This window comes from Synechococcus sp. PCC 6312, from assembly GCF_000316685.1.
Taxonomy (GTDB): Bacteria; Cyanobacteriota; Cyanobacteriia; order Thermosynechococcales; family Thermosynechococcaceae; genus Pseudocalidococcus.
This window is the reverse complement of sequence record NC_019680.1, coordinates 2,010,140-2,035,665: the sequence shown is the minus strand read 5'-3', so window position 1 is coordinate 2,035,665 and position 25,526 is coordinate 2,010,140. Positions and strand designations below refer to the sequence as shown.

General features: G+C 45.4%; 41 protein-coding genes. 33 read left to right on the top strand and 8 right to left on the bottom strand.

Translation table 11 applies throughout. The features are described 5' to 3' along the window. The first annotated feature begins 145 nt into the window (after nucleotides 1-145). The 5 genes from SYN6312_RS09965 (at nucleotide 146) to SYN6312_RS09950 (ending at nucleotide 3,446) form a co-directional block, all read left to right on the top strand. Nucleotides 146-2,209 carry a hypothetical protein gene (locus tag SYN6312_RS09965; RefSeq protein WP_015124751.1) on the top strand — a complete coding sequence of 688 codons (2,064 nt, stop codon included), beginning with the start codon at nucleotides 146-148 and terminating at the stop codon, nucleotides 2,207-2,209. Next, the gene (locus SYN6312_RS09960; protein ID WP_041430814.1) at nucleotides 2,206-2,394 is read left to right on the top strand and encodes a hypothetical protein; all 189 of its coding nucleotides are present in this window, start codon (nucleotides 2,206-2,208) and stop codon (nucleotides 2,392-2,394) included. Before SYN6312_RS09965 ends, SYN6312_RS09960 begins: the two co-directional genes overlap by 4 nt. Before the next feature lie 215 nt (nucleotides 2,395-2,609). Next, nucleotides 2,610-2,741, top strand: coding sequence for a hypothetical protein (locus tag SYN6312_RS20755; protein ID WP_015124750.1), 132 nt, complete (start codon nucleotides 2,610-2,612; stop codon nucleotides 2,739-2,741). A gap of 260 nt (nucleotides 2,742-3,001) precedes the next feature. After that, a complete protein-coding gene (locus tag SYN6312_RS09955; RefSeq protein ID WP_015124749.1) occupies nucleotides 3,002-3,202 on the top strand; it encodes a hypothetical protein in 201 nt (66 codons plus the stop codon). After that, on the top strand, nucleotides 3,186-3,446 hold the full coding sequence (locus SYN6312_RS09950) for a hypothetical protein (RefSeq protein WP_015124748.1): 261 nt from the start codon (nucleotides 3,186-3,188) through the stop codon (nucleotides 3,444-3,446). The genes SYN6312_RS09955 and SYN6312_RS09950 overlap by 17 nt, the downstream gene beginning before the upstream one ends. A 261-nt stretch (nucleotides 3,447-3,707) precedes the next feature. On the opposite strand, the gene SYN6312_RS09945 is transcribed toward SYN6312_RS09950, so the two are convergent. Beyond that, on the bottom strand, nucleotides 3,708-4,148 hold the full coding sequence (locus SYN6312_RS09945) for an HD domain-containing protein (protein WP_015124747.1): 441 nt from the start codon (nucleotides 4,146-4,148) through the stop codon (nucleotides 3,708-3,710). 308 nt (nucleotides 4,149-4,456) lie between these two features. Here SYN6312_RS09945 and SYN6312_RS09940 point away from each other — a divergent pair, with 308 nt between their 5' ends. The 26 genes from SYN6312_RS09940 (at nucleotide 4,457) to SYN6312_RS09825 (ending at nucleotide 19,441) form a co-directional block, all read left to right on the top strand. Then, the gene (locus SYN6312_RS09940; RefSeq protein ID WP_015124746.1) at nucleotides 4,457-5,152 is read left to right on the top strand and encodes a hypothetical protein; all 696 of its coding nucleotides are present in this window, start codon (nucleotides 4,457-4,459) and stop codon (nucleotides 5,150-5,152) included. Nucleotides 5,153-5,373: 221 nt separating this feature from the next. Then, nucleotides 5,374-5,565: a hypothetical protein gene (locus SYN6312_RS09935; RefSeq protein ID WP_015124745.1), complete on the top strand. Its 192-nt coding sequence runs from the start codon at nucleotides 5,374-5,376 to the stop codon at nucleotides 5,563-5,565. Then, nucleotides 5,535-5,768 (top strand): hypothetical protein, encoded by a 234-nt coding sequence (locus tag SYN6312_RS09930; RefSeq protein ID WP_172636048.1) that lies wholly within the window; start codon nucleotides 5,535-5,537, stop codon nucleotides 5,766-5,768. Before SYN6312_RS09935 ends, SYN6312_RS09930 begins: the two co-directional genes overlap by 31 nt. Nucleotides 5,769-5,853: 85 nt before the next feature. Continuing rightward, complete coding sequence (locus SYN6312_RS19820; protein WP_156804773.1) at nucleotides 5,854-5,991, top strand: hypothetical protein; 138 nt, start codon at nucleotides 5,854-5,856, stop codon at nucleotides 5,989-5,991. 38 nt (nucleotides 5,992-6,029) lie between these two features. After that, entirely contained in the window at nucleotides 6,030-8,822 is a 2,793-nt protein-coding gene (locus SYN6312_RS09925) for a DNA methyltransferase (RefSeq protein ID WP_015124743.1), read from the top strand. Nucleotides 8,823-8,868: 46 nt separating this feature from the next. Further along, nucleotides 8,869-8,991 carry a hypothetical protein gene (locus SYN6312_RS20750; RefSeq protein ID WP_256377471.1) on the top strand — a complete coding sequence of 41 codons (123 nt, stop codon included), beginning with the start codon at nucleotides 8,869-8,871 and terminating at the stop codon, nucleotides 8,989-8,991. 21 nt (nucleotides 8,992-9,012) lie between these two features. Further along, the gene (locus tag SYN6312_RS09920; protein WP_253276333.1) at nucleotides 9,013-9,234 is read left to right on the top strand and encodes a DUF6883 domain-containing protein; all 222 of its coding nucleotides are present in this window, start codon (nucleotides 9,013-9,015) and stop codon (nucleotides 9,232-9,234) included. Between the two features lie 110 nt (nucleotides 9,235-9,344). Next, nucleotides 9,345-9,593 carry a DUF4926 domain-containing protein gene (locus SYN6312_RS09915; RefSeq protein WP_015124742.1) on the top strand — a complete coding sequence of 83 codons (249 nt, stop codon included), beginning with the start codon at nucleotides 9,345-9,347 and terminating at the stop codon, nucleotides 9,591-9,593. A 254-nt stretch (nucleotides 9,594-9,847) separates the two neighbouring features. Further along, nucleotides 9,848-10,168 carry a nucleotidyltransferase domain-containing protein gene (locus SYN6312_RS09910; RefSeq protein WP_015124741.1) on the top strand — a complete coding sequence of 107 codons (321 nt, stop codon included), beginning with the start codon at nucleotides 9,848-9,850 and terminating at the stop codon, nucleotides 10,166-10,168. Further along, nucleotides 10,165-10,551 (top strand): HEPN domain-containing protein, encoded by a 387-nt coding sequence (locus SYN6312_RS09905; RefSeq protein WP_015124740.1) that lies wholly within the window; start codon nucleotides 10,165-10,167, stop codon nucleotides 10,549-10,551. Before SYN6312_RS09910 ends, SYN6312_RS09905 begins: the two co-directional genes overlap by 4 nt. A 29-nt stretch (nucleotides 10,552-10,580) precedes the next feature. Then, nucleotides 10,581-10,832 (top strand): UPF0175 family protein, encoded by a 252-nt coding sequence (locus tag SYN6312_RS09900; RefSeq protein WP_015124739.1) that lies wholly within the window; start codon nucleotides 10,581-10,583, stop codon nucleotides 10,830-10,832. A gap of 122 nt (nucleotides 10,833-10,954) precedes the next feature. After that, nucleotides 10,955-11,287 carry a DUF4258 domain-containing protein gene (locus SYN6312_RS09895; RefSeq protein ID WP_015124738.1) on the top strand — a complete coding sequence of 111 codons (333 nt, stop codon included), beginning with the start codon at nucleotides 10,955-10,957 and terminating at the stop codon, nucleotides 11,285-11,287. Beyond that, complete coding sequence (locus tag SYN6312_RS09890) at nucleotides 11,277-11,510, top strand: YgiT-type zinc finger protein (protein WP_015124737.1); 234 nt, start codon at nucleotides 11,277-11,279, stop codon at nucleotides 11,508-11,510. The genes SYN6312_RS09895 and SYN6312_RS09890 overlap by 11 nt, the downstream gene beginning before the upstream one ends. Nucleotides 11,511-11,525: 15 nt before the next feature. Then, on the top strand, nucleotides 11,526-11,756 hold the full coding sequence (locus SYN6312_RS09885; protein ID WP_015124736.1) for a hypothetical protein: 231 nt from the start codon (nucleotides 11,526-11,528) through the stop codon (nucleotides 11,754-11,756). Beyond that, a complete protein-coding gene (locus tag SYN6312_RS09880; RefSeq protein WP_015124735.1) occupies nucleotides 11,753-12,169 on the top strand; it encodes a PIN domain-containing protein in 417 nt (138 codons plus the stop codon). Before SYN6312_RS09885 ends, SYN6312_RS09880 begins: the two co-directional genes overlap by 4 nt. Nucleotides 12,170-12,179: 10 nt before the next feature. After that, nucleotides 12,180-12,461, top strand: coding sequence for a type IIL restriction-modification enzyme MmeI (locus SYN6312_RS09875; RefSeq protein WP_371257401.1), 282 nt, complete (start codon nucleotides 12,180-12,182; stop codon nucleotides 12,459-12,461). A gap of 31 nt (nucleotides 12,462-12,492) precedes the next feature. After that, a complete protein-coding gene (locus tag SYN6312_RS09870; RefSeq protein ID WP_015124734.1) occupies nucleotides 12,493-12,723 on the top strand; it encodes a DUF433 domain-containing protein in 231 nt (76 codons plus the stop codon). Further along, nucleotides 12,720-13,103 (top strand): DUF5615 family PIN-like protein, encoded by a 384-nt coding sequence (locus tag SYN6312_RS09865; RefSeq protein WP_015124733.1) that lies wholly within the window; start codon nucleotides 12,720-12,722, stop codon nucleotides 13,101-13,103. The genes SYN6312_RS09870 and SYN6312_RS09865 overlap by 4 nt, the downstream gene beginning before the upstream one ends. Before the next feature lie 39 nt (nucleotides 13,104-13,142). Beyond that, nucleotides 13,143-13,739 (top strand): Uma2 family endonuclease, encoded by a 597-nt coding sequence (locus SYN6312_RS09860; RefSeq protein WP_015124732.1) that lies wholly within the window; start codon nucleotides 13,143-13,145, stop codon nucleotides 13,737-13,739. 51 nt (nucleotides 13,740-13,790) lie between these two features. Continuing rightward, a complete protein-coding gene (locus SYN6312_RS09855; RefSeq protein WP_015124731.1) occupies nucleotides 13,791-14,024 on the top strand; it encodes a DUF2281 domain-containing protein in 234 nt (77 codons plus the stop codon). Further along, complete coding sequence (locus tag SYN6312_RS09850) at nucleotides 14,024-14,221, top strand: hypothetical protein (protein ID WP_051020993.1); 198 nt, start codon at nucleotides 14,024-14,026, stop codon at nucleotides 14,219-14,221. Before SYN6312_RS09855 ends, SYN6312_RS09850 begins: the two co-directional genes overlap by 1 nt. 13 nt (nucleotides 14,222-14,234) lie before the next feature. Next, nucleotides 14,235-14,525 carry a hypothetical protein gene (locus SYN6312_RS09845; protein ID WP_041430809.1) on the top strand — a complete coding sequence of 97 codons (291 nt, stop codon included), beginning with the start codon at nucleotides 14,235-14,237 and terminating at the stop codon, nucleotides 14,523-14,525. A 5-nt stretch (nucleotides 14,526-14,530) separates the two neighbouring features. After that, entirely contained in the window at nucleotides 14,531-15,544 is a 1,014-nt protein-coding gene (locus SYN6312_RS09840) for a hypothetical protein (protein WP_015124730.1), read from the top strand. A gap of 3 nt (nucleotides 15,545-15,547) precedes the next feature. Further along, nucleotides 15,548-16,003, top strand: a complete 456-nt coding sequence (locus tag SYN6312_RS09835; protein WP_015124729.1) for a type II toxin-antitoxin system death-on-curing family toxin — start codon at nucleotides 15,548-15,550, stop codon at nucleotides 16,001-16,003. A 143-nt stretch (nucleotides 16,004-16,146) separates the two neighbouring features. After that, nucleotides 16,147-18,246, top strand: coding sequence for a DEAD/DEAH box helicase (locus SYN6312_RS09830; RefSeq protein ID WP_015124728.1), 2,100 nt, complete (start codon nucleotides 16,147-16,149; stop codon nucleotides 18,244-18,246). After that, on the top strand, nucleotides 18,239-19,441 hold the full coding sequence (locus tag SYN6312_RS09825) for a GIY-YIG nuclease family protein (RefSeq protein WP_015124727.1): 1,203 nt from the start codon (nucleotides 18,239-18,241) through the stop codon (nucleotides 19,439-19,441). Before SYN6312_RS09830 ends, SYN6312_RS09825 begins: the two co-directional genes overlap by 8 nt. 47 nt (nucleotides 19,442-19,488) lie before the next feature. On the opposite strand, the gene SYN6312_RS09820 is transcribed toward SYN6312_RS09825, so the two are convergent. Next, complete coding sequence (locus SYN6312_RS09820; protein ID WP_015124726.1) at nucleotides 19,489-19,710, bottom strand: hypothetical protein; 222 nt, start codon at nucleotides 19,708-19,710, stop codon at nucleotides 19,489-19,491. A gap of 229 nt (nucleotides 19,711-19,939) precedes the next feature. Between SYN6312_RS09820 and SYN6312_RS09815 the strand changes: the two genes are divergently transcribed. Continuing rightward, nucleotides 19,940-20,467, top strand: coding sequence for a hypothetical protein (locus SYN6312_RS09815; protein WP_015124725.1), 528 nt, complete (start codon nucleotides 19,940-19,942; stop codon nucleotides 20,465-20,467). A gap of 249 nt (nucleotides 20,468-20,716) precedes the next feature. After that, the gene (locus SYN6312_RS09810) at nucleotides 20,717-22,306 is read left to right on the top strand and encodes a hypothetical protein (RefSeq protein ID WP_015124724.1); all 1,590 of its coding nucleotides are present in this window, start codon (nucleotides 20,717-20,719) and stop codon (nucleotides 22,304-22,306) included. Between the two features lie 338 nt (nucleotides 22,307-22,644). Here SYN6312_RS09810 and SYN6312_RS09805 read toward each other — a convergent pair whose 3' ends face one another. The 6 genes from SYN6312_RS09805 to SYN6312_RS09780 all read right to left on the bottom strand — a co-directional run bounded on the left by SYN6312_RS09805 (nucleotide 22,645) and on the right by SYN6312_RS09780 (nucleotide 25,382). Beyond that, entirely contained in the window at nucleotides 22,645-22,911 is a 267-nt protein-coding gene (locus SYN6312_RS09805) for a hypothetical protein (protein ID WP_015124722.1), read from the bottom strand. Between the two features lie 126 nt (nucleotides 22,912-23,037). Next, nucleotides 23,038-23,247 (bottom strand): hypothetical protein, encoded by a 210-nt coding sequence (locus tag SYN6312_RS09800; protein WP_015124721.1) that lies wholly within the window; start codon nucleotides 23,245-23,247, stop codon nucleotides 23,038-23,040. Nucleotides 23,248-23,276: 29 nt separating this feature from the next. Continuing rightward, nucleotides 23,277-23,459 carry a hypothetical protein gene (locus SYN6312_RS09795; RefSeq protein WP_015124720.1) on the bottom strand — a complete coding sequence of 61 codons (183 nt, stop codon included), beginning with the start codon at nucleotides 23,457-23,459 and terminating at the stop codon, nucleotides 23,277-23,279. Between the two features lie 2 nt (nucleotides 23,460-23,461). Further along, nucleotides 23,462-24,481, bottom strand: coding sequence for a hypothetical protein (locus SYN6312_RS09790; RefSeq protein WP_015124719.1), 1,020 nt, complete (start codon nucleotides 24,479-24,481; stop codon nucleotides 23,462-23,464). 102 nt (nucleotides 24,482-24,583) lie between these two features. Further along, on the bottom strand, nucleotides 24,584-24,811 hold the full coding sequence (locus tag SYN6312_RS09785) for a hypothetical protein (protein ID WP_015124718.1): 228 nt from the start codon (nucleotides 24,809-24,811) through the stop codon (nucleotides 24,584-24,586). A 67-nt stretch (nucleotides 24,812-24,878) separates the two neighbouring features. Further along, nucleotides 24,879-25,382 carry a hypothetical protein gene (locus tag SYN6312_RS09780; RefSeq protein WP_015124717.1) on the bottom strand — a complete coding sequence of 168 codons (504 nt, stop codon included), beginning with the start codon at nucleotides 25,380-25,382 and terminating at the stop codon, nucleotides 24,879-24,881. Nucleotides 25,383-25,526: the final 144 nt, after the last annotated feature.

The window sequence follows — 25,526 nt, the reverse complement described above, 5'->3', positions numbered from 1 at the left end:
ACATGGAGTAAAAAAGGCAATGAACTCGACAAAAATCCAATCTTATTTGAGCAATCGGGGCTTAAGTCTTTAAGACTGTGAGCTACTGGAAATCCGTCATCTGACCTATGACCAGTCCACGAGCGAAACTTACGGATTTCCACCGTTGGCTACAAGTCCTGATGGGATTATTTTCTTTCCATTCACAAAAGACGGGACAGTTGGAATTGCCCGGAATTTCTACCCTGATGACTATGCTCAGGCAGATCACCTTCAAAAAATCAATGAATGGCGGCAGTCCAAGGAATTGGAGCCAATTAAGAAAACTCCTAAATATTTGTTGCCAAAAAACTGCAAAGAGAAATTCTACAATCCCTATCTAATCCTGAATCCTGATGGTGAAATTCAGGTTATTTTGACAACTGAAGATGTGGTTGGGGTGGCCAAGGCAGCTTTGCGGGGCATCCCAGCAGTCTCTACGTTTGGCATTTGGCTTTTTTCTTCTGAAGATTGCGAAACTGATCCAAATGCTGAACTTCTAGAGTTACCGGCCCCTTTTCTTGCGGATTCAGACGCGATCGAAAAGTCTGGAGTAGCGGCGGGTATTGTCCGAACCGGCTTTGTTTCCGGCGTTCCGATTGGTTGTTTCCCATCGATGAATCAGAAAAAGGTTGGACTGGATGAGTATCTTGATCTCAACCCCCAGATGACGGCCGATAATTTGGCGGCTATGGTCAGTGAAAACTCCATGCCAGTTTTGGCCTGGGTCGCTAACTTTCTCCCAAATCTTATTGATTGGTTGAAGGAGCGGGGCTATCCAGACGGGCAGGCCTTAAAACTAGCTTCTCCTGTGCGTGAGGCTGTCTTAACTGAGTTTTTGAAACATTGCTCTGTTGAAGATTTGCGGGTGTCAGGCTTTTACCAGGAAAACCTAAAATCTTTGGACCTGACCTTGGAATCTCTAAAGCAAAAGGAACGGACAGCGGCGAGTTCTGACCCAATGCGAGGTGTGGCAGATCTCATCATTGAGATTGTTAAGGCAGAAGCCTTTTTATTTCATGATGCTGAAAATGAGGTTTATGCGGATGTGATCGTGAATGATTGCCGTCACACTTATCGGCTTCGGTCAACGGAATTTAAGCGATGGCTGGCCCGGCAATTATTCGAGTTGCACGGTAAATGTCTCAACTCGGAAGCCTATACCGCAGCCCGAACCACCCTTGAAAGTCTTGCGGTTTTTGATGGACCAGAACACAAGGTATGGCTTCGAGTTGGGGAACATGAAGGCAAAATCTATATTGATTTAGCGAATGAACAATGGCAGGCCGTTGAGATTGATACTCAAGGCTGGCGCGTGCTGGATCGTCCTCCGATTCGCTTCTGGCGGCCATCCTCCATGCTCCCATTACCTGTTCCCATCAAAGGTGGTGATCTAAACAAATTCAAAGCCCTGCTTGGTCTGGATTCTGACACCCCAGAAGCAAAACGGACATGGGTCATTATCGTCACCTTCTGGATGTACTGCTTGACTCCACTTGGGGATTATCCCGTGTTGCTTTTGGTGGCCTGTCGGGGCAGCGGAAAAACGACTCTAGCCGAGTTCCTGAAAAATACCATTGACCCTGGCAAGGCTCCCTTAATTCATATTTCTGGCGATGCTCATAAGGTTGGTGTAGCTGGTTTACGGCGTTGGCTCCTGTGTTACGACAATGTAAGTTTTATTTCAGAACCTGAAAGCGATATTCGGCGCCGGGTGGCCACTAAATTCGGACATTCAACCCGGACGCTATTTGAAACTGAAGGTGAAACTAATTTCGATTTTTCCAGGCCCCAAATTATCACCGCCATCGATCATGTTGTAACCCGTGATGACTTGGCAGACCGGCTCTTAATGGTGCAGTTGCCAGAGATTGATAAGCCTAAACGGCTTACAAAGCAACGGCTCAAAGCCAAGCTAGAAGCCATGAAACCAGGGATTTTGGGAGCCTTGCTAACAATTCTGTCCCAGGCCCTAGCAATTCGGGAAACCCTGGAGGATAAAGACCTTCCCCGGTTGGCTGACTACGGCAAATTGGCGATTGCGGCGGAACAGGCGTTAGGGATTGACGCTGACACCGAAGGAAATTTCCTGACTATCTTCGACAAAACTCGTGAACTATCCCGGCAAGTAGTTTTAGAGGCTTCCCCGTTGGCTGAGGCTATCAGTTTGATGGTTGCGGGGGCAGCTTGACGGGGACTGCTACCGAACTGCTGAAACGTTTAGAGACCTATACCGAAGAAACTACGGTCAAATCACGGGCCTGGCCTAAGTCCACTAACTCTCTATCCCGACAACTGAACCGACTCAAATCCGATTTGGCAGCGGGTGGGATTGCGGTTATCACTACGCGAGATGGGCATGGGGGAACTCGATGATCGAGATTAAAAAACTGGCTGATGACTCCGAGGTAATGCCCAATGAAATCTAAAAGTATTTCGCGAGCGGTGAAACCAGTCAGCAAGGTGAAAATATCGTCAGCACTGAAACCCTCTCTAGGTAAGGCTTTTGATTTTTCACTGACGATGCTGACGATATTTTTAAGCCTTTTACTGGTCGGTCAATCTTGGAAAAGGGTATCTGGAGGTTATTTATGGTAGTCATTGATATTCCTCTAGGTGCAGTGGCTTACGATAAGTCTGGAATTGGGTATCGAGTGGTCGAGGTTTTCGATGATGTGGTGACGCTTGAGAAACCCGACCGGGCAAGGCTCAAGGCGAATTAGTCAGCCATCATCCGGTGGGAACTCCCCCAATCCCCCAGCGAACCCGTCACAGTTGAACCTGATCCGTATCCGGTGGGAACGCGAGTTTATCTCAGGAATTGGTTTGAACCCTTTGACCCGAAGAACTTTAAGCCGGAATGGTGGGAGGTGATTAAGCCACGGAATGCACACGGAATTTATTTATTCAAGTCTGATTCGGGCAATATTGCGGGCCTGGATGCAGCAAAGATACGGCGTGACCAACTTAAGGAGACTCACTCATGACCTACCCCATCGGCGCAAAGCTCCTACTACGAACCCCGCTGCACTTCAAAAAACCTTGCAGGTATGAGGTGAACACTGAACTAAACCGAGAGGGCATCCAACTCCTGGAAGCCGATACTGGGGCAATTTCCGGGCTAACAGCGGATCAAATTACGAAGTATCAAAAAGAGGCAGAAAACCATGATAACAACGACTGATGCAATGTTACGGGGCTGGTTTGAGGGTGTCTTACATGACCTCAATCTCCAATTTGAAAACGACATCGTTTTGACCGGAACGCAATGGGTGATTGGTCAATCCACAAGGTCTATGATTTTTGTTTGGCTAAAGACTGGAGAGGATGTACTAAAGCTTTTGATGGCAACCGATGAGTTTTTGACACGGGGAGAACCCTCCGATGGTCAAAGTTTGAGGGAGCAATTAGACCGTGCCGTTGCTTGAACCACAGTGAGAATTATTTAGTAGAGCGAATGGAGGCATTGGACAAAGCGGCTATTCATGGATGACTGCTACCGAGTTCTGATCTGGCTACGATTCTGGGACTAGGAAATATAGTTCGTCAATCAGTAGCTCAATAGAGAACACTGTAAGAAATTGCGAGGCCTGGGCATGGCTTGGAATAGCTAATAAGAAGAGTCCTACCAGAAATCGTATCGGCACATCAGAATGCGCCACCACATCTATTGCTGGGAAAGATTTAGCTCAATTGTGAAATTCCCCAGATATAGCCTGGAGAGTTTGATAGGTTTGTTTGTACCGTTCAATCCGGGCAAAATCCTTCGCTGTAGGTTCTGCAATCCGGCTTAAATCCATGTTGTGAGTTAAGTCTGCCAGCTTCACTTTGATAGCAATGGGATTTGACTTCACCCGCTCTAGGTAATCGTCTAAGGGTTCACCATCTCGCTTAGTGATGGCATCTACTGCCGCCAAACACTCTGCACTAAAGCCTTCAGCCGCTAAGTCATTCAAGCTGATCGGGGTATCTTCCACCACATCATGCAATACGGCCACAATCTTTTCTAATTCCCCATCTACCAGGGCCATAACCGCTAAGGGGTGGGAAATGTAGGGTTTACCCGCTTTATCTACTTGTCCCTGGTGGGCCTGGGTGGCAATCTCAATCGCTTTGCTGATAGTGGGCATTGTTCCGATGGTCTAAGCTACACTTCCATCCTAACCAGGCCTGGAAGTGGGAAATTTCCCAGATGGAGTCGCCACAGATTCTAATTGAGTCATAAGTCTCATCCAAGTTTTTACTAAGGATCAGTGAAAACTCTTTCTCTCAAATAATTTTAAAAAGCTAGGTGGCTGGTTACTGAGCAAAATCTTAAATATGTAGTAAATTTTGGGTACTTTCAGGAAAAATGCACGATAAACAGACTATAAAGAGATTTATTTAGTATTTTGCTGTATAAGCACTAGTTATAAAATAATTAGGAGTTGGTTCTTTGATGTCACCTGAAACCATGGCATATGCTGCTAATGTAGCTACTATAATAAGCAGCTTTACTATTGTGATTGCTCTGTATGTGTATATTAAAAATAAATTCCAAGAGAGAAGAAAATTTGATTTTAGTATCCCATCTAAGAGAAAAAAGTACTTTTTGATCTTGAGTAAAAACCCATCACTCATAGATAAGGTCGTCGTAAATAAAAGATATAAAAAAGGATCAGAACTCCATGAAATACTTTTAGGTAGATATCTTTTTTCCATTTATGGAGATAGAGAAAAGATATTACAGGATGGACTCAGATTTATTCTTTCAGATGAAGCAATCAGCGCTTTTCAAAATCTAGATAGCGCAATATACAATAATTTTGATGTGATTCTATCCAGGTTCTGTTCTTTAGTTGTCGATAGAGAAGATTTTTATACATCCGACTCTAAAGAGATTGACGCTTGGATCGATCTTGAAAAGATTAAGCCATTTGTTGTTAAGTTTCCCATACCGGAAGGCTTGTTCAATGAAGAAGTTTTCTCAGAAATTAGATATGGCAGGAAAACCATTTCAAGTCTTGGGAGTACGGTTATACATAACTATTTTCTTCCTTACCTAATACTCTATGTTGCTGGAAAGTACGATTCATTTTCTAAAGACGATCTATACTCGGTGCTTTCTGTATTGTGGGAGGTTGGGCCGTCATGATATTTTCTAACGATCGATAGAAGAAAGTTAGATGAAGAAACTACGATTAGTTCATGTAACTTAGTCTAACGTTGATTCTGTCGTAGGGATGAGATGGGACTGAGGCAATTTAGGAGCATTGATAAGCGGGTGCTATCGCCCAACGGTTCGGTTTAATACCAAAATGCCCGACTGATAAGGTTTTCTGATGCAAATGGTGGTGAATCACCCAAGGAGTCAAGATGTCTGGAAAAAGTGCAACCTCAACGATGCTACGAGTCCCTAATGAGCTTTTACCCCAGGTTAAAAGTCTGATTGAGTTATGGCGGGGGCCTGGTAATAGCACTGTATTGATGGGGAATTTGTCCCAGGCCATCGAGGCTACCCAACACAGGGTCAGAGATTGGGGCATGGCCTGGATGCTACGGCATTGAGCGAGTTACTACCTGTGCGCGTGGTGCTAGACCATCCGGGTCGGGTATCTGATGTTTATGAATTGGGTGGGGAAATGGTGCGGGTGCGGTACAGCGAGGTCTTTCAGCTTCCCAGGCCCCAGGTAGCCCAACTCCAGGCCAAGCTAGATGCGCTCAACCGCCATAGTTTTAATAGTCCGATCACGTTGCGGGTTTTGTCCTGAATTCAGTGAAACCTTCTTTTTGCCTGGTAAATACGTCTGCGGCTTGTTCTTGTGATCATCTCCAGGGTCTCCTGCTCTGTCCATTGTGGAATTGGCTGCGGTGTTGGGACTGGAGAAAGTACAACCGACAAGCGAGTTTGACCGTTATGCCTTCACCTTTAGCCATGCAGCAAAGCAGGGCCGGGAATGGCTGTGGCGGGTGGAGCAGCATAGGTTAGGGTAGAGGATAACTTCAGTGCTTGATGGACAGGTAGTGGGCTGATGAATGCCGTTGAAATTGAAGAAGCAGTCTCTAACTTAGCCGCCGCCCCTTTTGACCCTGAAACCTTTCCCTTTGCCTTTTTAGAAGCCTTTGGCAATAAGCCCACCACAATCCAAAAGCTGAAAAAAGGGGATAGCAATCAATCCGACCAGGGGGGCGTACTCCAGCGGAACAATATCCATCTCAAGGTTTGTCCGGCGGGTGAAGTCACGGCCACACTCACGGCTTTACGGAACAGTCCGGCCACGGCTCGCTACAAGGCCAAATTTATTCTGGCGACAGATGGCCTGGATTTTGAAGCGGAAAATTTGATCGAGGGGGAAACGGTTGCCTGTGCCTATTCTGAGTTTGCGGATCATTTTGGCTTTTTCTTGGCCTTGGCGGGAATCACGACCGTTAAGCAAATTCGGGAAAATGCGTTTGACATTAAGGCAACGGGGCGGCTGAATCGGCTGTATGTGGAGCTACTGAAGGAAAACCCGGATTGGGATGCGGCCAACCGCCGGGAAGAAATGAACCACTTCATGGCCCGGTTGATCTTCTGCTTTTTTGCTGAGGACACCAACATTTTTCATTCCGAGGGGCTGTTTACCCAGACTGTGGCCAAGATGAGTGCGGGGGATGCCTCGAATACCCATGCGGTGTTGTCGGAGTTGTTTCGGGCGATGAGTATTCCCTTGGAACAGCGGGAAGCAGCGGGGATTCGGAATTGGGCGAATGTTTTTCCCTATGTCAATGGTGGGTTGTTTGCAGGCAGTGTGGAGGTTCCCAGGTTTAGCAAGATTGCCCGGTCTTATTTGCTCCATGTGGGCAGTTTGGACTGGAAAAAAATCAACCCCGATATTTTTGGCTCCATGATCCAGGCCGTGGCGGATGAGGCGGAACGGGGGGCGTTGGGAATGCACTATACGAGTGTGCCGAATATTCTCAAGGTCTTGAATCCGTTATTTTTGGATGATTTGCGGGGGCAATTAGAGGCGGCGGGGGACAATGCCCGGAAGTTACTCAATTTACGGCAACGGCTGGCCAAGATTCGGGTGTTTGATCCGGCCTGTGGTTCGGGGAATTTTTTAGTGATTGCCTACAAGGAAATGCGGGCGATTGAGGCGGAAATTAACCAGCGGCGGCATGAGGCGGATCGGCATTCTGAGATTCCCTTAACCAACTTTCGGGGGATTGAAATTCGTCATTTTGCCTGTGAAATTGCCCGGTTAGCGTTGATTATTGCGGAATATCAATGTGATGTCTTGTACCGGGGGCCGCAGTTAGCCTTGGCGGAGTTTTTGCCCCTGAAGGCGGATAACTGGATTACTTGCGGGAATGCCTTGCGGTTGGATTGGCTCAGTATTTGTCCACCCACAGGAACATCGGTAAAAGTGCAGCGGGAGGATTTGGATTTGTGGGGGGAAACACAGGATCAGGCGGCGATTGAGTTTGAAAATGAGGGCGGGGAGACTTACATTTGTGGCAATCCGCCGTATTTGGGTAGTAAATGGCAATCTGATAAACAAAAGGCTGATCTGGCTGAAATCTTTGATGGAAGGCTTCAAGGTTGGAGATCTTTAGATTATGTTGCTGGTTGGTTTATGAAAGCAGCAGATTTTGGTACTCAAACAACCACTACAGCAGCATTTGTCGCAACAAACTCTCTGATTCAAGGACAGCAAGTACCTATTTTATGGTCTCTAATTTTAGATATGGGACATAAAATTACATTCGCACATACTTCTTTTAAATGGTCTAACTTAGCGAATCATAATGCTGGCGTGACAGTGGTTATTGTTGGTATTAGTAGGCAATATATGAAATCCAGGCTCTTATACTCTATTTCGGATGAAGAAAGAACCATTGTCAAGGATGTCGATAATATTAATCCATATCTAATAGCTGGATCTGATGTTGTTGTTTACCCATCATCAAAAAATCTATCAAGACTTCCAGATATGGTTCGTGGAAATTCACCGACTGATGGCGGTCATCTCATCCTCGAAAGTCATGAACTACAAACTATTAATATTAGCCAAAAAGCAAAAAATACATTTATTAAGAGATTTATCGGTTCAAGAGAATTAATTTCCGGAAGTTACCGATATTGCATTTGGATTGAAGATACTCAGCTTGAAGTTGCCAAAAAAGAAGCTGCGATAGTTGAACGGATAGAGAGAGTAAGAAAATTTAGAGAAGACAGTAAAAAGGCTGCAACTGTTAAGGCTGCTAACTGGTCTCATCGTTTTGATGAGCGTAAACCCATACCGCTGTCACCAATTATTTGTATTCCTGTGATTAGTTCGGAAAATAGGCCGTATCTTCCGATAGGAGTCTTACCATCTGGAACAGTTGTATCAAATAAAGCTTTCACAATGAATGGTAGTGATCTTTGGCCGTTCTCCATTATTTGCTCACGTCTTAATTTAGTGTGGGTAGCGACTGTTTGCGCAAGAATGCGAACAGATTTTTCTTACACCAATACCCTCGGCTGGAATACCTTTCCTGTCCCCACCCTCACCGAGCAAAACAAAGCCGATTTGACCCGTTGCGCTGAAAATATCTTGTTAGCCCGTGAGCAATATTTCCCCGCCACCATTGCCGATATGTATGACCCCGACCGGATGAATAGTGAATTTCCTTTAGTTGGCCTGGCCCATGACCGCAATGATGAAGTTCTAGAGCGAATTTATATTGGTCGCCGCTTCAAAAACGATACGGAGCGATTGGAAAAATTGTTTGAACTCTACACCAAAATGACCAGCCAACAGGCCCCTGCCAAAAAGTCAACTAAACGGAAAACTTAGCAGCATTGAACCCTTTATCTATCTCAAAAAAAGAGGAAACATAATCATGGCTAAATCAATCGTCCAACAATCAAAGCAGAACTTTTTATTAAACATTACAGCCTTAGGTCAATCTGGACAATCCAATATTTCAGAATCCGGTGAAGAGATTTTACGCCATATGAAATAGCCAATTCATAGGAGTTTTAGAGTGAAAATTCCAGACGATGCAATTATTTCAGACGATAAAATAGTTCATTATCTCCTAGTTCAGAAACTTAGAAATGATAAGTCAAAGTTTTTAGCAAAGGCTGGATTCACAACAGAAAATCCAGAAGCATTGAAACTCGCTATTCGGTCACTTATAAAAATCGGTGAAGCTATAGAAGATCAAAATAACGAGTATGGAACCTTTTATCAAGTTGCAGGATAAATTATTGGCACAAATACTGTCATCCTATCTGTTGTTACAATTTGGCTGAAACGACAAGTTGATCAAAAGTTTCAGTTCGTGACCCTCAAACCACTCAAGGAGAATTGAACATGACTCTAGAACTATACCAAGACGTTGCCTTAATCTGCGACTTGCCGGAATATAACCTCAGAGCCGGAGATATTGCAACACTGATTGATTTTGTCCCCCATCCCCGTAACGGTGAAGAAGGCTGTATTTTAGAAATATTTAATGCTGTGGGTGAGTCTCTTGCCGTCATTACTGTCCCAAGATCGAAAGTAGAGGTTTTACGTTCCGATGAGATTCTCTCTGTTCGCTCTTTAGTTAAATCCAGTTGATGTGAGCTTCAATATTTCTTGATCCAAAATGGCCAAAATAGTCGGTATCTCAAAGCCAGAAAAAACGGGCATCATCCTAATTAAAGCCAATGCAATTATCTATCCCCACTTTTACCGTCAGGAGCCACCATTTATGTCTCTAACAGAAACGATACCGAACGCTTGGAAAAGTTGTTTGATCTCTATACTAAAATGACCAGCCAACCAGCCGTAGCTAAGAAAACTAACCAACGCAGAACCAAAGGAGCAAAATTATGACTCCAAAACTTCAAATTATCCTTCAACATTTGAAACAAGAACTCACAACACTCTATACCAGCCGCCTCATCCATCTCACCCTCTTTGGCTCCCAAGCCCGTGGGGATCAACAACCCGAATCAGATATTGATATTCTTGTTGTGCTGGCTTCTATGACCAATCCCGGCGAAGAAATCAAACGAACTGGCAAAATTATTGCTGAACTGTCCCTTAATTACGATGTGGTGATTAGCTGCCTCTTTATGGATCAAGCTGATTACCAAACCCGTAATAACGTCCTCATTCGTAACATCCGTCAAGAAGGCGTATTGTTATGACCAAGGAGCAACAAGAACTGCTACTCAAAGCCCAAAAAAGTTTACAAGCAGCTAAACTCCTCCTTGCCAATGCCTACCCAGAGTACGCAGCCTCTCGTGCCTATTACGCCATGTTCTACATTGCCGAAGCCTTTTTAGAAGGGGAAGGACTCTCATTTTCTAAACATTCTGCTGTAATTGCCGCTTTCGGTAAAGAATTTGCCAAACCCCAACGAGTTTCCCCAGACTTTCACCGCTACTTGATTGAGGCCCAAGAACTACGCTCGGCTGGCGACTATGGGCATTTGGATGCTGTCACAGACGACCAAGCTAGAGAACAAATTGAGCGCGCCGAACAATTTTTGGCTGTTGCGATACCGGAAATCAACAAAATAATCACTTAAACACTAATGACTAACTAGGTCTAGACCCTATGATTCAAATTCAACTCAACTTACCTGAAAGCGCCTTCTCTGCCCTGCGTTCAACCCCAGATGAATTTGCCCAAGAGCTACTGATTACAGCCGTAGTCAAATGGTATGAAATGGGCATAATTTCCCAATCCAAGGCGGCCGAAATAGCAGGCATCAGTCGTCAAGCCTTTTTGCAAGCCCTAAATCGTTTTGAAGTTTCCCCATTCCAGACCACAGTAGAAGAACTCATCGAGGAAGTTGGCCGTGGTTAGACGTTGGGTCGTTAACGCCTCGCCCATCATCAGCTTGCCCAAAATGACCAGCCAGCAACAGACTCAAAAAACAGAAAATCTAAAGCTACTGACTCGAGAAAAGAAATCACACTATAATCTAAATGGATCAACTAATTATCGAAATACAGCAAAAGTTTGTAAGAGATCAGGTTGAATTTTCTAAGCACGCTGTTGATCAGTCCATTTTACGAAAAATTCGAGTTTATGAAATTAGAGAGGCAATTGCTAATGAACAAATAATCGAACACTATCCACAGGATAAATATGGGCCAAGCTGTTTGATTCTTGGCTTGACAGTGACAAACCGCCCGCTCCATGTTCAATGTAGTTATCCAAATCGCCCACTCATTAAAGTTATTACAGTGTACGAACCTGATTTCGGAAAATGGACTAATAACTTTACTAAAAGGAGAATAAGTCACAATGGAAATTAATAAAGAAGAAGCACTAATTGAAAAAAATGTGACTTATACATTAAATGTAAATGATCAAATTATTGTAATCCAAAATGTTCCTGCTCGTGTCAATGAGGAAACTGGTGAGCAATTTTTTTCATCATCAACTGTTGAATACTTGCAAAACACTATTCTAGATAGTAATAAACCAGATCATTTCATTCAAGTTCCTGTTTACAACTACTCACAAAAATCCGCATAAATGGAGTTCCCCATTATGTCTCTAATAGAACTAAAAGCAACTGTGATGAAATTGCCGCCCAAAGATCGCCTTGCCTTAGCCGCCGCAATCATCGAATCCTTGCATGATACAACCATCTCTGTTTCTGAACGTGCTAAAGCAATCGAAACAATGCGAGAACTTCTCAAAACAGATCAACTTGCTCCCAGTGATCAAGAAATCGCGGCAATCTTAGATCAACGGCGAGTCGAAAAATACATCCTATGAAAATCTTAATTGACACAAATATAATTCTAGATTTCTTATTAGAGCGAGAACCATTTTTTCAAAATGCAGAACTCCTGTTTCAAACCATCAGCACCGGACAAATTATCGGTTATGTTACTGCTACAATATTGACAGATATTTTCTATATCACTCGTAAATATACTCAGAGCATTGAACAAGCACGACAAGCTGTTTCAGCAGTATTAACCGCTATGGTTATTTGTCCGATTGATCGAGTCGTTTTAGAATCTGCGTTGAACTCTAACTTGACTGATTTTGAGGATGCGGTTCAAATTTTTAGCGCATTTACCCAAGGCCTGGATGCAATTGTCACCCGCGATACGCAAGACTTTTCGAGTTCGCCTATTCTAGTATTATCAGTTCAGAAAATACTAATTCAGATTAAGCCCTAATGCCGAGAATATTTTGTTAGCCCGTGAGCAATATTTCCCCGCCACCATTGCCGATATGTATGACCCCGACCGGATGGACAGTGAATTTCCCCTCGTCCACCAGGCCTGTGACCACAATGATGAAATCCTCGAACGCATTTATATTGGTCGCCGTTTCAAAAACGATACCGTTCGCACAGCGTTCCCTGAGGAATTGCGGTTGGAAAAATTGTTTGAATTCTATACCAAAATGACCAGCCAACAGGCCCCTGCCAAAAAATCAACTAAACGGAAAGCCAAGAGTAGGATATGAAAAGAGAGCTAAGAGTAGGGCAAGCAACATCATGACAGACCTAGATCGGATCACAATTAACCCACAGATATGTCTCGGTCAGCCCACCATTCGTGGAATGCGGATCACCGTGGGTTTCATTCTCAAGCTCCTAGCCAGTCAGCTATCTATTCAGGAAATTTTGGAATCTTACCCCGAGTTAGAAGAAGAAGATATTCGTCAGGCTCTTAATTACGCGGCCTGGGTTGTCTCTGATCGGATGGTTAGCTTAACTTCAGCATGAGTAATTTATGTTTGCTGGCAGATGTTCATATTTCTCCGTTGACAGTAGCGGCCTTAAATCGAGAAGGCTACAACACCGTAAGAACGACAGATTTTCTACCTGCAAGTGCTGCCGATGTGGAGATTTTAGAACTTGCTAGAGTTAAGGGTCGAGTCATCCTAACTCAAGACTTAGATTTTTCCATGTTGGTAGCTCTAAGTAATGCTCAACAACCGAGTTTGATTACCTTACGCCTATCTTCTGCTAAACCTAATTTAGTTACTCAAAAGCTTTTGGAGATGTTGCCTTCTATAGAAAAAGAACTGACAGATGGTGTAGCAGTAACTATTACTGATGACTCCGTTCGTATTCGTCAACTACCAATTCGCCGTAATGACTAGCCAGAAAGTTAACCAGTCCAAAATCAAAGGAGCAAAATCATGATTGCAGTTCCGAATCAACCCCCAAAATTAACACCTACTGAATATTTCGCATGGGAAGAGCAACAATTACACCGCCACGAATATATCAATGGTGAAGTTTATGCCATGAGTGGGGGAACCCGAAACCATAGCCGTATTGCTTTGAAATTCGGTGCTTTACTGGATAATCACTTGTCCAATAGCAGTTGTCAGGTCTTTAACTCCGATTGTCGAGTGAAAATTGTTGAAACCAATGACTACATTTATCCCGATGTCAGTGTTAGTTGTGATCCCAGAGATAAAACAACCGACCAATATATTACCTACCCCTGCATCATCATTGAAGTGTTGTCGGATAGTACCGAAGCCTATGACCGGGGCAAAAAGTTTTTTCGCTATCGTCAGAATCCGCAACTCCAAGATTACGTCTTAGTCAGTTCCCAGGAAATTGCCATTGATCTGTATCGCAAAAATAGTAATGATCATTGGGAGATTATCAATTACCGGCCTGGGGACACCGTAGAATTGCAATCCGTAAACCTGAGCTTTCCAATTGAGCAAGTCTATCGTGGGATCGACTTTTTGGAAGTTTCGGCTGAATCTGCTCAACCTTGAAAAAATTCATACCCAGGCCCATCGTCAAAACACATTTATCCCCTAACTGTCATGACTACCGCTGAAAAACTCCATCAACTCATCGCAACCCTTTCAGAAAAGCAGATCCGTGAAGTCCTGCGCTTTGCCGAACTGATCCAGCAAAAACAACTCACCACAACCCAATCCGAGCAGTCTAGAGCGATTCAAACAATGCGGGGCCTGCTCAAAACGGATCACGCACCACCCACAGATGAAGAGGTAATTGCCCTGTTAGAACAACGCCGCATGGATAAATATTTGTAATGAGAACATTAATAGATACCAACATCATTCTGGATTTTCTGCTGGAGCGACCCTTATTTTTTGAGGATGCGGTTCAGATTTTTTGTGCCGTGGCCCAAGGCCTGGATGCAATTGTCACCCGCGATACGCAAGGCTTTTCGAGTTCGCCTATTCTAGTATTATCAGTTCAGGAACTACTAATTCAGATCAAGCCCTAATGCCGAGAATATTTTGTTAGCCCGTGAGCAATATTTCCCCGCCACCATTGCCGATATGTACGACCCCGACCGCATAGATAGTGAATTTCCTCTCGTCCGCCAGGCCCATGACCACAATGATGATGGCCTGGAGCGCATTTATATTGGTTGCTGCTTCACCTGTAATTTTTTAGGAGGCGATACCGTTCGCACAGCGTTCCCTGAGGAGTTGCGGTTGGAAAAATTGTTTGAACTCTATACAAAAATGACCAGCCAACAGGCCTCATCAAAAAATCCTGCCAAACGTAAAACTAAAGGAGGTTAATGATAATGGCAAAAGATTTAACTTCATCGCCCCTCGATCGCCAGAATGTTCTCAACAATCGCTATGCCCTAGAAAAAATTGAAGAACACTTAGGATTAGGAGGTACTTACTATGATGGGGAACTCTTATTTACCAAACAGCAGCTAGTTGAGATTTTTGGGGTGAGCGAAAGTACCGTCGAAAAGTACCTAGCCAGCCACAGCGATGAACTGAGTGCCAATGGCTATACGGTGCTACGAGGCCGGAAACTCCGAGAATTCAAGGCTTTGACCGATGCTACCGTAACTGATTACGGTACCAAAACCACGGTACTAGGTGTGTTCACTTTTCGAGCAGCCCTCAACTTGGCAATGGTGCTGGTGGAGAGTGATCGTGCCCGCTCCATTCGCTCCCGTATCTTAGATATTGTCATTGACGTAGTGGCCCAACGGACGGGCGGACACACTAAATACATTAACCAGAGAGATAAAAACTACTTACCTGCGGCCTATCAAGAATTTAGCTATCGGAAGACGTTTACCGAAGCTCTTGATAATTACCTGGATATGGGCAAGTATAAATATGGCTTTTATACTAACAGAGTGTATCAGATTGTTTTCCTAGAGAAGGCGGAAGAGTATAAGCAGATTCTCAGCCTAGGTAAAAACGATTGCCCCCGCGACACCATGTATGCTGAAGTTCTAACTGCTATCGCCAGTCTAGAGAATGGTTTAGCAGCAGAACTAAAAGCCAAGTCAGAACAGTTGGGAAGGAAGTTAAAACCAACAGAGGCTGACTCACTATTTAAATCAGCAGAGCAAAATCCTTACCTAAAGCCTATTATTGAAGAGGCTCGTATCAAAATGGCTAGTCGTGATTTAGGATTTCGGGATGCTCTGCATCAAAAATTAGAAGCGTATATTCAAAGTATTCCAGAGAGCGACTTTGAGAAATTTTTAGGAGAGGCCAGCCGTTCTTTAGAAGAGCAACTTTCCGATCCGGTTGTTTTAGCTGTATTTAAGCGATTGAAGGATCGATAAGCTGTGGCAGCAAGTTTTTTTTACTTTGATATTCACTATGCGGTTAAGGAACATGATTGGATCATTGAAAACTCAGAGGGTTATCCGGGAATTAGTAATCTCGGGCTACTAGAGAGTGCATTAGAACACATTCAAAATGATCTTTATTACCCTGAGATTCACCACAAGTTAACTCACCTAGTTTTTGCAGTCAACAAATTTCATGTCTTTATTGATGGAAATAAGCGTTCTAGCATTGTATTAGGAGCTTATTTTCTAGAGATTAATGGCTATGATTTTTTGGTAAAAAAGTTTGTGCTAGAAATGGAAAATATTGTTGTCTGGGTAGCAGAAGGGAAAGTTTCCAAAGAGCTTTTGGGTGAACTAATTGAGTCTCTTATCTTTGAGGAGGATTTTAGTGAAGAACTCAAGTTGAAATTGGCGCATGCTGTGATGGGTATTGGTGACAGCAATAGATAGATCGACACGATATACCTGTTACATCCCCTTTGGAGCGTAGAAGTGCTTAAACGCAAATCCATATTTCCCAGGTCTAAAGCTTGAAGCCCCTGTAATACAAGGCTTTTAGTGCTTAAACGCAAATCTTTAACCAAGAGAGTTCCATGAGTCAGCCCCCCATTATCCCCTCCGTTTCCGTCACCTACGCCCAGGCCGGAACCTCCACCAAAGCCAATAGCCTGGGAATGCGGCCCATGCAAGAACGGGCCTATCAAAAACGAGGCGAACAATATCTCCTGATCAAATCCCCGCCCGCATCCGGCAAAAGTCGCGCCCTGATGTTCATTGCCCTGGACAAACTAGAAAACCAAAACCTGAAGCAAGCCATCATCGTAGTCCCAGAAAAGTCCATCGGAGCCAGCTTTCATAACGAACCCCTAAGTCAATATGGCTTTTGGGCAGATTGGGTGGTTCAACCGCAATGGAACCTCTGTGATGCCCCTGGAACCGATGGTGGTAAAGTCGAGAGCTTCCGAAAATTCACCAACAGTTCCGCCAAAGTTCTCGTCTGCACCCATGCTACCTTTCGGTTTGCCGTGGATAAATTCGGCATTGAACTCTTAGATGATCGTTTAATTGCCGTAGATGAATTTCATCATATTTCTGCAAATCCAGATAATAAACTTGGAGATCATGTCCGGCAACTCATCAGTCGGGACAAAACCCATATTGTGGCCATGACCGGCTCCTATTTTCGGGGCGATTCCGAAGCCGTACTCCACCCTGAAGACGAGGCCCGCTTTGAGACTGTCACCTATACCTACTACGAACAACTAAACGGCTATGAATACCTGAAGCAACTGGATATTGGCTACTACTTCTATACCGGGAGCTACACCGATGAAATTACCCAGGTACTTAATCCCAAGCAAAAAACAATCCTCCACATTCCCAACGTCAATTCCCGCGAAAGTACCAAAGACAAAATCCGTGAAGTCGAACACATCATCGAGGAATTGGGGGAATGGCAAGGGACAGACCCAAACACAGGCTTTCAACTGGTCAAACTTACCGATGGCACTATCTTAAAAATTGCTGACCTTGTGGATGATGACCCAACCACACGAGATAAAGTTGTTGCTTCCCTCAAAGACTCAACCCAGAAAAACAATCGTGACCATGTGGACATCATTATTGCCCTAGGCATGGCCAAAGAGGGATTCGACTGGATTTGGTGTGAACACGCCTTGACCATTGGTTATCGCTCCAGCTTGACCGAAATTATTCAGATCATTGGGCGAGCTACCCGAGATGCCCCTGGAAAGACCAAAGCCCGCTTTACCAACTTGATTGCTGAACCGGATGCGAGTGAGGAAGCCGTTGCAGAAGCCGTGAACGATACCCTCAAAGCCATTGCCGCCAGTTTACTCATGGAACAGGTACTCGCGCCCCGTTTTGAGTTCAAACCCAAGCATCCACAAAATGAACCCACCCCAGGCTTTGACTATGGGGAAACAGGCTATCAAATCGGCCAGTGCAATGTCGGGGTTCATAACGAGACCGGGCAAATTCAAATCGAAATCAATGGCCTGGCTGCACCCAAAAGCCCAGAGGCCCAGCGTATCTGCCAAGAGGACTTAACTGAGCTAGTGACCGCCTTCGTTCAAGATAAACCCAGTCTGGAGCGGGGCCTGTTTGACGAGGAATTAGTCCCCGAAGAACTGACCCAAATCCGGATGGGCAAAATTGTTCAAGAGAAATTCCCAACTCTGGAACCTGAAGATCAAGAGGCGGTACGCCAACACGCTGTTGCTGCCTTGAATATGGTTCAACAGAGCAAGAAAATTTTGAATGATGCCATTTTGAATGAGCCGAGCGGCAGTTATGGAACTGATACAACAAGTAGCGAGAGCAGTCCAATATCTAAAAATACGGCTCTATTGGATGGAGTACGGCAGTTTGCTTTCTCTGTGACAGAACTGGATATGGATTTGATTGATCGGATTAATCCCTTTGGAGAAGCCTACGCCATCCTAGCCAAATCCATCAGTGAGGAACGCCTCAAACAAGTTGCGGCTGTGATTGCGGCCAGGCGAGTTAACCTAACCCTAGATGAGGCCCGAGAGCTTGTGAAACGAGCCAAACGATTTAAGGAAGAAAAGGGTCGCCTCCCATCTATTACGGCTGTGGATCCGTGGGAAAAGCGGATGGCTGAGGGAATTGCATTTTTAGCAAAGAACGCCAAGGAACAGAAAAATGCCTAACCAGATCACTGAAGAGGATATTGAACTCCTTGAGGATTTGGGTGTAGATATAACCCCATCTCCCCAAGCACAACGGACTGCCCGTGAAGAACGCATTATTTCTGGCTTTGAAGAAATTGAACGATTTTTCCTAGAAACAGGCAGATTACCCCAACACGGGGATGACCAAGATATTTTCGAGCGGATTTATGCGGTTAGGCTGGATCGTTTACGGCAATCTGAGGAATGTCAAGCGGTTTTAACCCCTTTAGATACCCACGGTTTACTCAACGCTGTTCCAGCGGATATAACTCTTTCGGAATCAGACGATGAGGATGATGAAGCCCTACTTAAGTCTTTGGGAATTGATGAGACGTTAGAAGATGACATTACTCAACTCACCCATGTCCGCTCTCGCCAGGAAATCAAAGCTGCCGAAGAAATTGCCCAACGTACTACCTGCCCAGACTTCAAAAAATTCAAGCCCATCTTCGAGAAAGTTCAGCAGGAATTAAAAACGGGTGTTCGGCAAACGATTAAATATCAGGACAATGCCAACGTGGAGGCGGGAGACATCTTTATCTTGGATGGTCAAATGGTAATGGTTGTCGAGATGGGGGAGCAATTTATCAGTGACTATGGCAAACCAGATCGGCGGTTGCGAGTGGTCTATAGCAATGGGACAGAGAGTAACTTGCTGCTGCGTTCTCTCCAACGGGCATTGAATAAGGACAAGACTAGCCGCCGGGTCACAAATCCAAACTTAGGGCCATTGTTTACCAATCAGGATGCTGATGATGAGGATTTACCCACGGGTTACATTTATGTCCTCAGGAGTCAGTCGGATCACCCATTTATTGCCCAAAATCGGGATGTGATTCACAAAATTGGCGTGACAGGGGGAGATGTCAAGCACCGCATTGCGAATGCCAAGAAAGACCCAACGTATCTGCTGGCTGAGGTGGAAATTGTGACCCAGTTCAAACTGCTGAATGTTAACCGGAAAAAACTGGAGGGACTGCTGCACAAGTTTTTTAGCCAGGCCCGCTTAGAGATGGAGTTACTGGATCGATTTGGCACACCAGTTCAGCTCCGAGAGTGGTTCCTAGTGCCGCTTGATGTGATTGAGGAAGTCATTGAAAAAATTAAGGACGGGACGCTGGATCAGTTTACCTATGATCCAAAAGCAGCAAAGCTCACACAAATAACGGCATAAGTAAAGGAGCTATAACAGCCCCATGTTTATCAGCGTTTGAACAAACCCTAACTCCACTTCAGTGCAGCAAGCTTAGTCAAGGAATCACTGAGATTCCCGTGAATGCTAATCAAGGCTAAGGTCAAACCGTTACCAATGGCATCAATCCCATCCAGCGGATCATTTTTAAGAAAAGTGAAGACTAAGCGTTCAAACCGATCTCCCATGTCTCTGTTGGATGTGGCTGCTTCTCGCAATTCTGCCAGCAGACTATGGAGAGATGTGGCCATGGGGGGCCTCCTTATGGGTTTGGTTTAACGCTATGGATGGCTAGAGCTTGAGGGAGCCTATATTTCAAGTCACCGCAGCAATCAAGGCTATCTCCAGGCTATTTCTTAACGAATTTGTAAGGTTTTTATCCATTTAATTTCTCATAACATCAGACCTGATAAAGCATAAGTTCATTGAATTCGATGAATGTTCAGTGACGGTTCAGAGAATTCAGTGAAAGGTGAGTGAATGTCTGAAGTTGATTTAGTCCCGGTATCTATGCTGGTAGAACGGTATGGCTTGAAGCGACCCGCTCTCTATGGCCGCTTTGCTAAGTTAGGGATTGAGCCGCAACGCATTGGCCGTACCGCTTACGTTACCCAACAAGACATGGCAAAACTTGACCAGGCTGACGATACCCTTGCCCAAGGTGGCACATTGTCAGAGTTCAGTGAATTAATTGAATCCTCCGCAAGCTTGGTGAAATCCACTACCACAGCACTCTCACCTAATTCCCTGAATCAGTCTTTAGAGTTGGTGGCTGAAATCCTGTCCATGACTCCCCGGCAAAGTGAAACAGCATTATTGGTTGAGCGACTAGAAGCCTTGGATAAGGCGGCCCAAAATGGTTGGCTTCTACCCAGCCATGATTTAGCTACGATTCTAGGCCTTGGGAAGATTGCCCAAGGGTCTGAATTTTCTCGCTATGGCTTTGTTTTTCATCGGTTGGAGAAACAAGGGACACAATACCTATGGCGGGTAAATAAAGTTCAATAGCAATTCAATGAATCATCTCTGTTCCATTCCCCAGACCTATTAGAGGAAATTTAATATGGTGCAAGTTCTGGGGCCGTACAATCCAGCGGTCAAGATCAACAACGAGCAAAACAGCAGTATCAGCTTTGCAATTCGGACTATGACCCGTAAACCAAGTCCCATATTGACTTTGGCGATGAGTTTAGCGACCTCATTTCCTGGGGAGACCAGCATAGTATTTTGCAACCGGCCGGGGCCTGGACGCTGACGATGCGAACCACGCTCCGCAATGAGGCACTCCTGGAACGGCTCCGACCGGGGCTGATTTTAGAAGCCTATGCCTGTCGAGATGATGATCCACTTCTGGTATTACCGGATCGGCCCATTGTCTCCGACATTAACAATGACTTTGATGTGATTGACGATAACAAAAATGCCCAACGGCAGCAGAAAGAAACCCCAGTTCAGAATGATCCACGGGTCGTAGAAAACAGCTTCAAAATTTCAGATCAGTTCTTGACGGGCAAAGGCTACGAAGTCAAAGGGGATGACTATTTGGAAGCCTCTCCCTACCTGTTAATCCGGGGCATTATCTCCGCTTTTGGCCGAACCACATCGGTCAGTGAAGGGTCTGCCAGTACGGTACTGCAAATTACCGGGGAATCCTACGGTCAGGTCTATCAAAATGCGGTGGTGCTGTTTGATACCTATGCTAGGGTCTCGACTGGACGGGCGATCTCCCTAGAAGCAACTCGATTCCCCAGTAAGCCGTTGGTGGTTTACTATATGCTCCTGCGGCACTTCGTTGAGAAATATTGGGATGAACCGACTGGTTGGATTGCCCGTACCCGAATCCCATTAATGATGCCCTATCAGTTTGCGATTCCCAATCAAAATACTACTGTTTGGGGCGGTGTACGAGCTTTATTTCCCGAAGCGGTGAATGGCCTGGGGCTATCGGTACTTTTTGTAGATCATACTGGGGCGATTGTGAGTGAGAAACAACCGTTCTCCGGTCGTGACCAGGCCCTTGTTGATCCGTACTTTCTGGCCCAGATTGAAGGAGCCAAAGGTCAATCCCAAGGACAGTTATTTCCTGATGCTGCCATCACAAAGCGGTTGCTGCGGAACTGGGAAGATTTACCCCTTTATGAACTCCCCAGTTGGCAAGTAGTAAACTGGGCAGACCGACTGACCCAGGATCATTTGTCAAACTATGTGAAAGTTGTTTCAACGCCCTACAGCGGTTCTGGGGCCGGGGGTGAACAATCCTCATTACCCGCAACGCCGATCAACGTCACCTCGATCAAAACCTATGGTGGGGTGCGGCCTATCCCACTTAACTACCCCTTAGAAACTACATTTTATAAGCAATCGGCTCCTGACCCCTTTGCTGGCAATGATTCACGGGCGGCATTTGCGGTTTCAATGGCGTTGGAAGTCTTGCGTTGGACTGAATATGCCATTCGCCGGGTTCAGGTACAGGTGCGGGGACAAGCCCATTTCCGACCCCATACTCGGTTACGGCTGTATGAGAATTGGCATGACCCAAGTGCAGAACCGAAGGAATATTATGTGGTCGGTCGCACCCATAGCCTAGATTTTGCCAGAGGCGGTTGGACAACCATTCTTGATTTAATCCAAGACCGCCGTGATAACCTTCCCCTTGGCGTAACGGAAAGCACCTATTGGGTTTTGTCAGGGACTCGGGCTAACGGGACAGGATTTGAAACGATCACAACGGGTCAGCTTAAGTCCTATGTGGAAAGCCGGATTGAGCAACAACAAATTGACCAGCAACCCGCCCGGAATCAAACAGGGGGCATCCCGATCCCTGTACCAACTCCGCAGGCCCGCTAATGATTATCATCCCTCCCCCATCCCCCCAAGCCCATCTGGTCAATTTGCCAGATACACCAGAGGTGAATTGTGATCAAAAAGTGAGTACAAATGGTGACAAAGTTATAACAAAAATAGGGAAAATGATAGCAAAAACCGGAAAAAAAGGTCATGGACAATGATTCAGGCGATTACCGATAACCTAGGCCTGGTAAGGGATAAGAGCATTTCTGAGCGTAAGCAGTGAATACAAAGTGGCTACAAAACAGCAACGGCTGAAGGCAAAAATAAATCTGGGTCAGTCTACATAAACCCTGAAACCCTTGCTAGAAAAGGGTTTGCACGATTTTTAGGATAAGTCAGATTTGTTTTTTCTGTTGCCATACTGTTCCCCGACATTGGTACTGCCAAATTACTTGCTGATTCCGGTCATCCAAGCGGTACATCGGCTCACAGTAAATGCCTCCTGCCATTTGCCCCAGGCCTTGAATCTGACTCATTAAGGCGTTCCGAGCATCAAATTCCGTCGCCCCATAGGATGTGACGGTTTGCGGTTGGGAAGTCTGGGCCAGGCCTGGGAGAGTAAATAATAAGATTGCTACCAGGCCAGGAATGGTTCGCTGCATCTGGGTTGTCCCCCACAGGGTCAATGAGTGTAAGACTTGCTGATTATGGACTATCGAATATCCATTTTTGGACGTTCGGGAAATGGGTAAAGCTATGTGGGGATTTTCCCAGATGATCAATTCCGTTCAAGGTAGAAAGTCAGCAAAGAAATGCCCCTGAACTGTGTTGATTCGGGCGATTAACTCGTCTCGGTTCGCAGTGGCTAAATAGCCTCTTTTAACGAGTCCATAAGCCAGTCGTTTTAGGGTCTGGGGGCTAAGGGAGTTTAGATAGGTTAATCGGTTCTCGGCCGGGACGTTAAAGAAGAAGTACAACGGGTCTATGGGGCGTGTCATCTCAATACCTCCAGGCCTGGGGTGAACACTCAACTGAATCGTTTAGGATGCTCATTGCGTTTATCCGTGTCATCTGAGTCTGGTTGTTGTTTGTGACGTTTCCCCATTGCTCGCAGTGTCTCAACGGAGCATCCAAGTAGCTTGGCTCTGGCCTGGAGGAGTCGTTCTTTGTGCTGCTTCCAAGATTCTCCAGGGATTGGGTCAAGGCGCATTTTTAATACCTCCATACAGGTTCAGGAATTTTGTCCGTCTGGAATAGATAGCCCTCTACCAAGCGATACAGCTTCATGGCGTGTTCGTTGACGGGCTGACCATGCAATAGCCTGGAGGTCACTTCAGCCACAAGCTCGCCCGCACTATCAGCACCGTACCGGGATAAATGTTGTTTGATGGCCTTAATTTCATGCGGCTCCCATTTTGACCATTCTCCATGTTGGTTATTGTCCCAGCGATGCCCCAAGGCTTTAGTGCGGGTGCTGTGGAGTGCATGGCCTAATTCATGACTAAAGGTAGCTTCAGGTAAAGCCCAGTACCCACGATGCCGATACCGTGCATAGTCGTTGGGATGGATAGATGCTTTTTGGTTTTTGGTCAACATCCCCCGTTCATAATCAGCAAAGCTGTCTAATTGCCCCAGGCCTGGATTACCGAGATGAATAACATGGGTGGTGTCGTCATAGTGGGCAATGGCGTGGTTGGGAGCTTCGGGATGTGGATTGGGGCGAAACGTGACAGTTAAGGGTTTAGGAGACCGAAGGCGGCTGACTTTGCCATAATGCGGACTGTATTCATCCCAATTCCGTTTGTGCTGGGTATGAAACGTGGATACGCCTAAGTTCTTGGCATTGTCGAGCATTTCATGGATGTGGTTCAGAAATTCCGCATGACCATTTTTGGTTAACCAGGTCGGTGTTTCCCGGCTCCCTGAAACAACCACACCATGCTTTTGGTGAATCAGGTTAGCGGTTTCGTCAATATAGCCATTTAACTTTGCATCCCGTTCTGCGCGTTCTTGAGCTGTTTCATCTTCCCACTGTTGACGATATTCCTTGGGAATGGGATAGCGTTGCTGATGCTTCTGGTAAATCCCTGTCCCGGCCGGTATCCGGTTTACAACTTTTCTTAATCGTTGGGTGCGCTTAATTTGACCTGGGTAAGCAACCTTCTCCAATGCAAAATTATCAGTATCAAGCCGATAAATTGCAGAGCCAATTCTATACAGTGTTTCAGTCATAATAATTACTCGGGTTTTCTCCATTTTATCGTTTTATTTAATGTTAATTTGAACTAAAAAAAGCCTGGTTAGTCACTCCCCAGGCCTGGCAATATAAATTGGCTAAGAATGTTTAGCAGCAAATGAAGCTAACTTTTTCAGTTCATCGAAAATTTCTTCTAGGCTCTCAGTAATAGCTTCAGCTTGAAAACTGGTTAACTGCCCAGATTGTGCATTACAAAACGGATTGATGGAAAAGGTTAACATTTCCACTTTGGCGGCAACCCCATTGAGGTAATGGACGAAGTAATTGGACTCAGAAGCAGTTTGCTTCACTTCGGTCTGTAGCATGATGCGATCCTCTTAAGCGTGTGGTAAATCAATGCGCTGGTTAGTCACTTCCCAGGCCTGGGTGAACTTAAACGATGGCCAACTCCTTCACTAACGTGGCTTTATCTTTGCGGGAATACTTAGCAATGCCTTTGGACTTGGCGACTTGACGTAATTCACGAATCCCTAACCCTTTGTAGGGGGCAATGGCATTGGATGGAGTAGGAATCACATCCAGGCCTGGGGCGAGATAACCCGCAATGGAAACCGGAGCTAAACGGGGAAATGAGATGACTTGATTGGCTGTGGACTGGGATTGAATGTTAACTTCACCCTCCCAAGGGTCAGCTAAACCGGGAATAGTTAATCTGGCAGTTTGGGGCTGACAGGCTTTAATTTCTTCCGCAACCCAATCAATCCAAGGCTGCACGACTTTACGAGTTGCTTTACCCGCCTCATAACTGACCTGGGCAGCTTCACGGGTTAATGTCCCTAACGCAATGGTGAATCGGGCTAACGATAACGCTAATTGAAGGCTGTCAAAAACAATATCAATGCCTACGGAGGCAAGTTCGAGAAGGGTCTCATCCATACCTAAAATCCTTTGGGTAAACGTGCTGTAGCGGCATCCATTTCCTGAAAAGGGGGCGGATGAACCCCATCGAGAATGCTTTACTGCCTTTCGCAAGTGGCCTGGCTACCAGCTTTGGGGGCATCGAGGCGGTGTTCTGTTCCT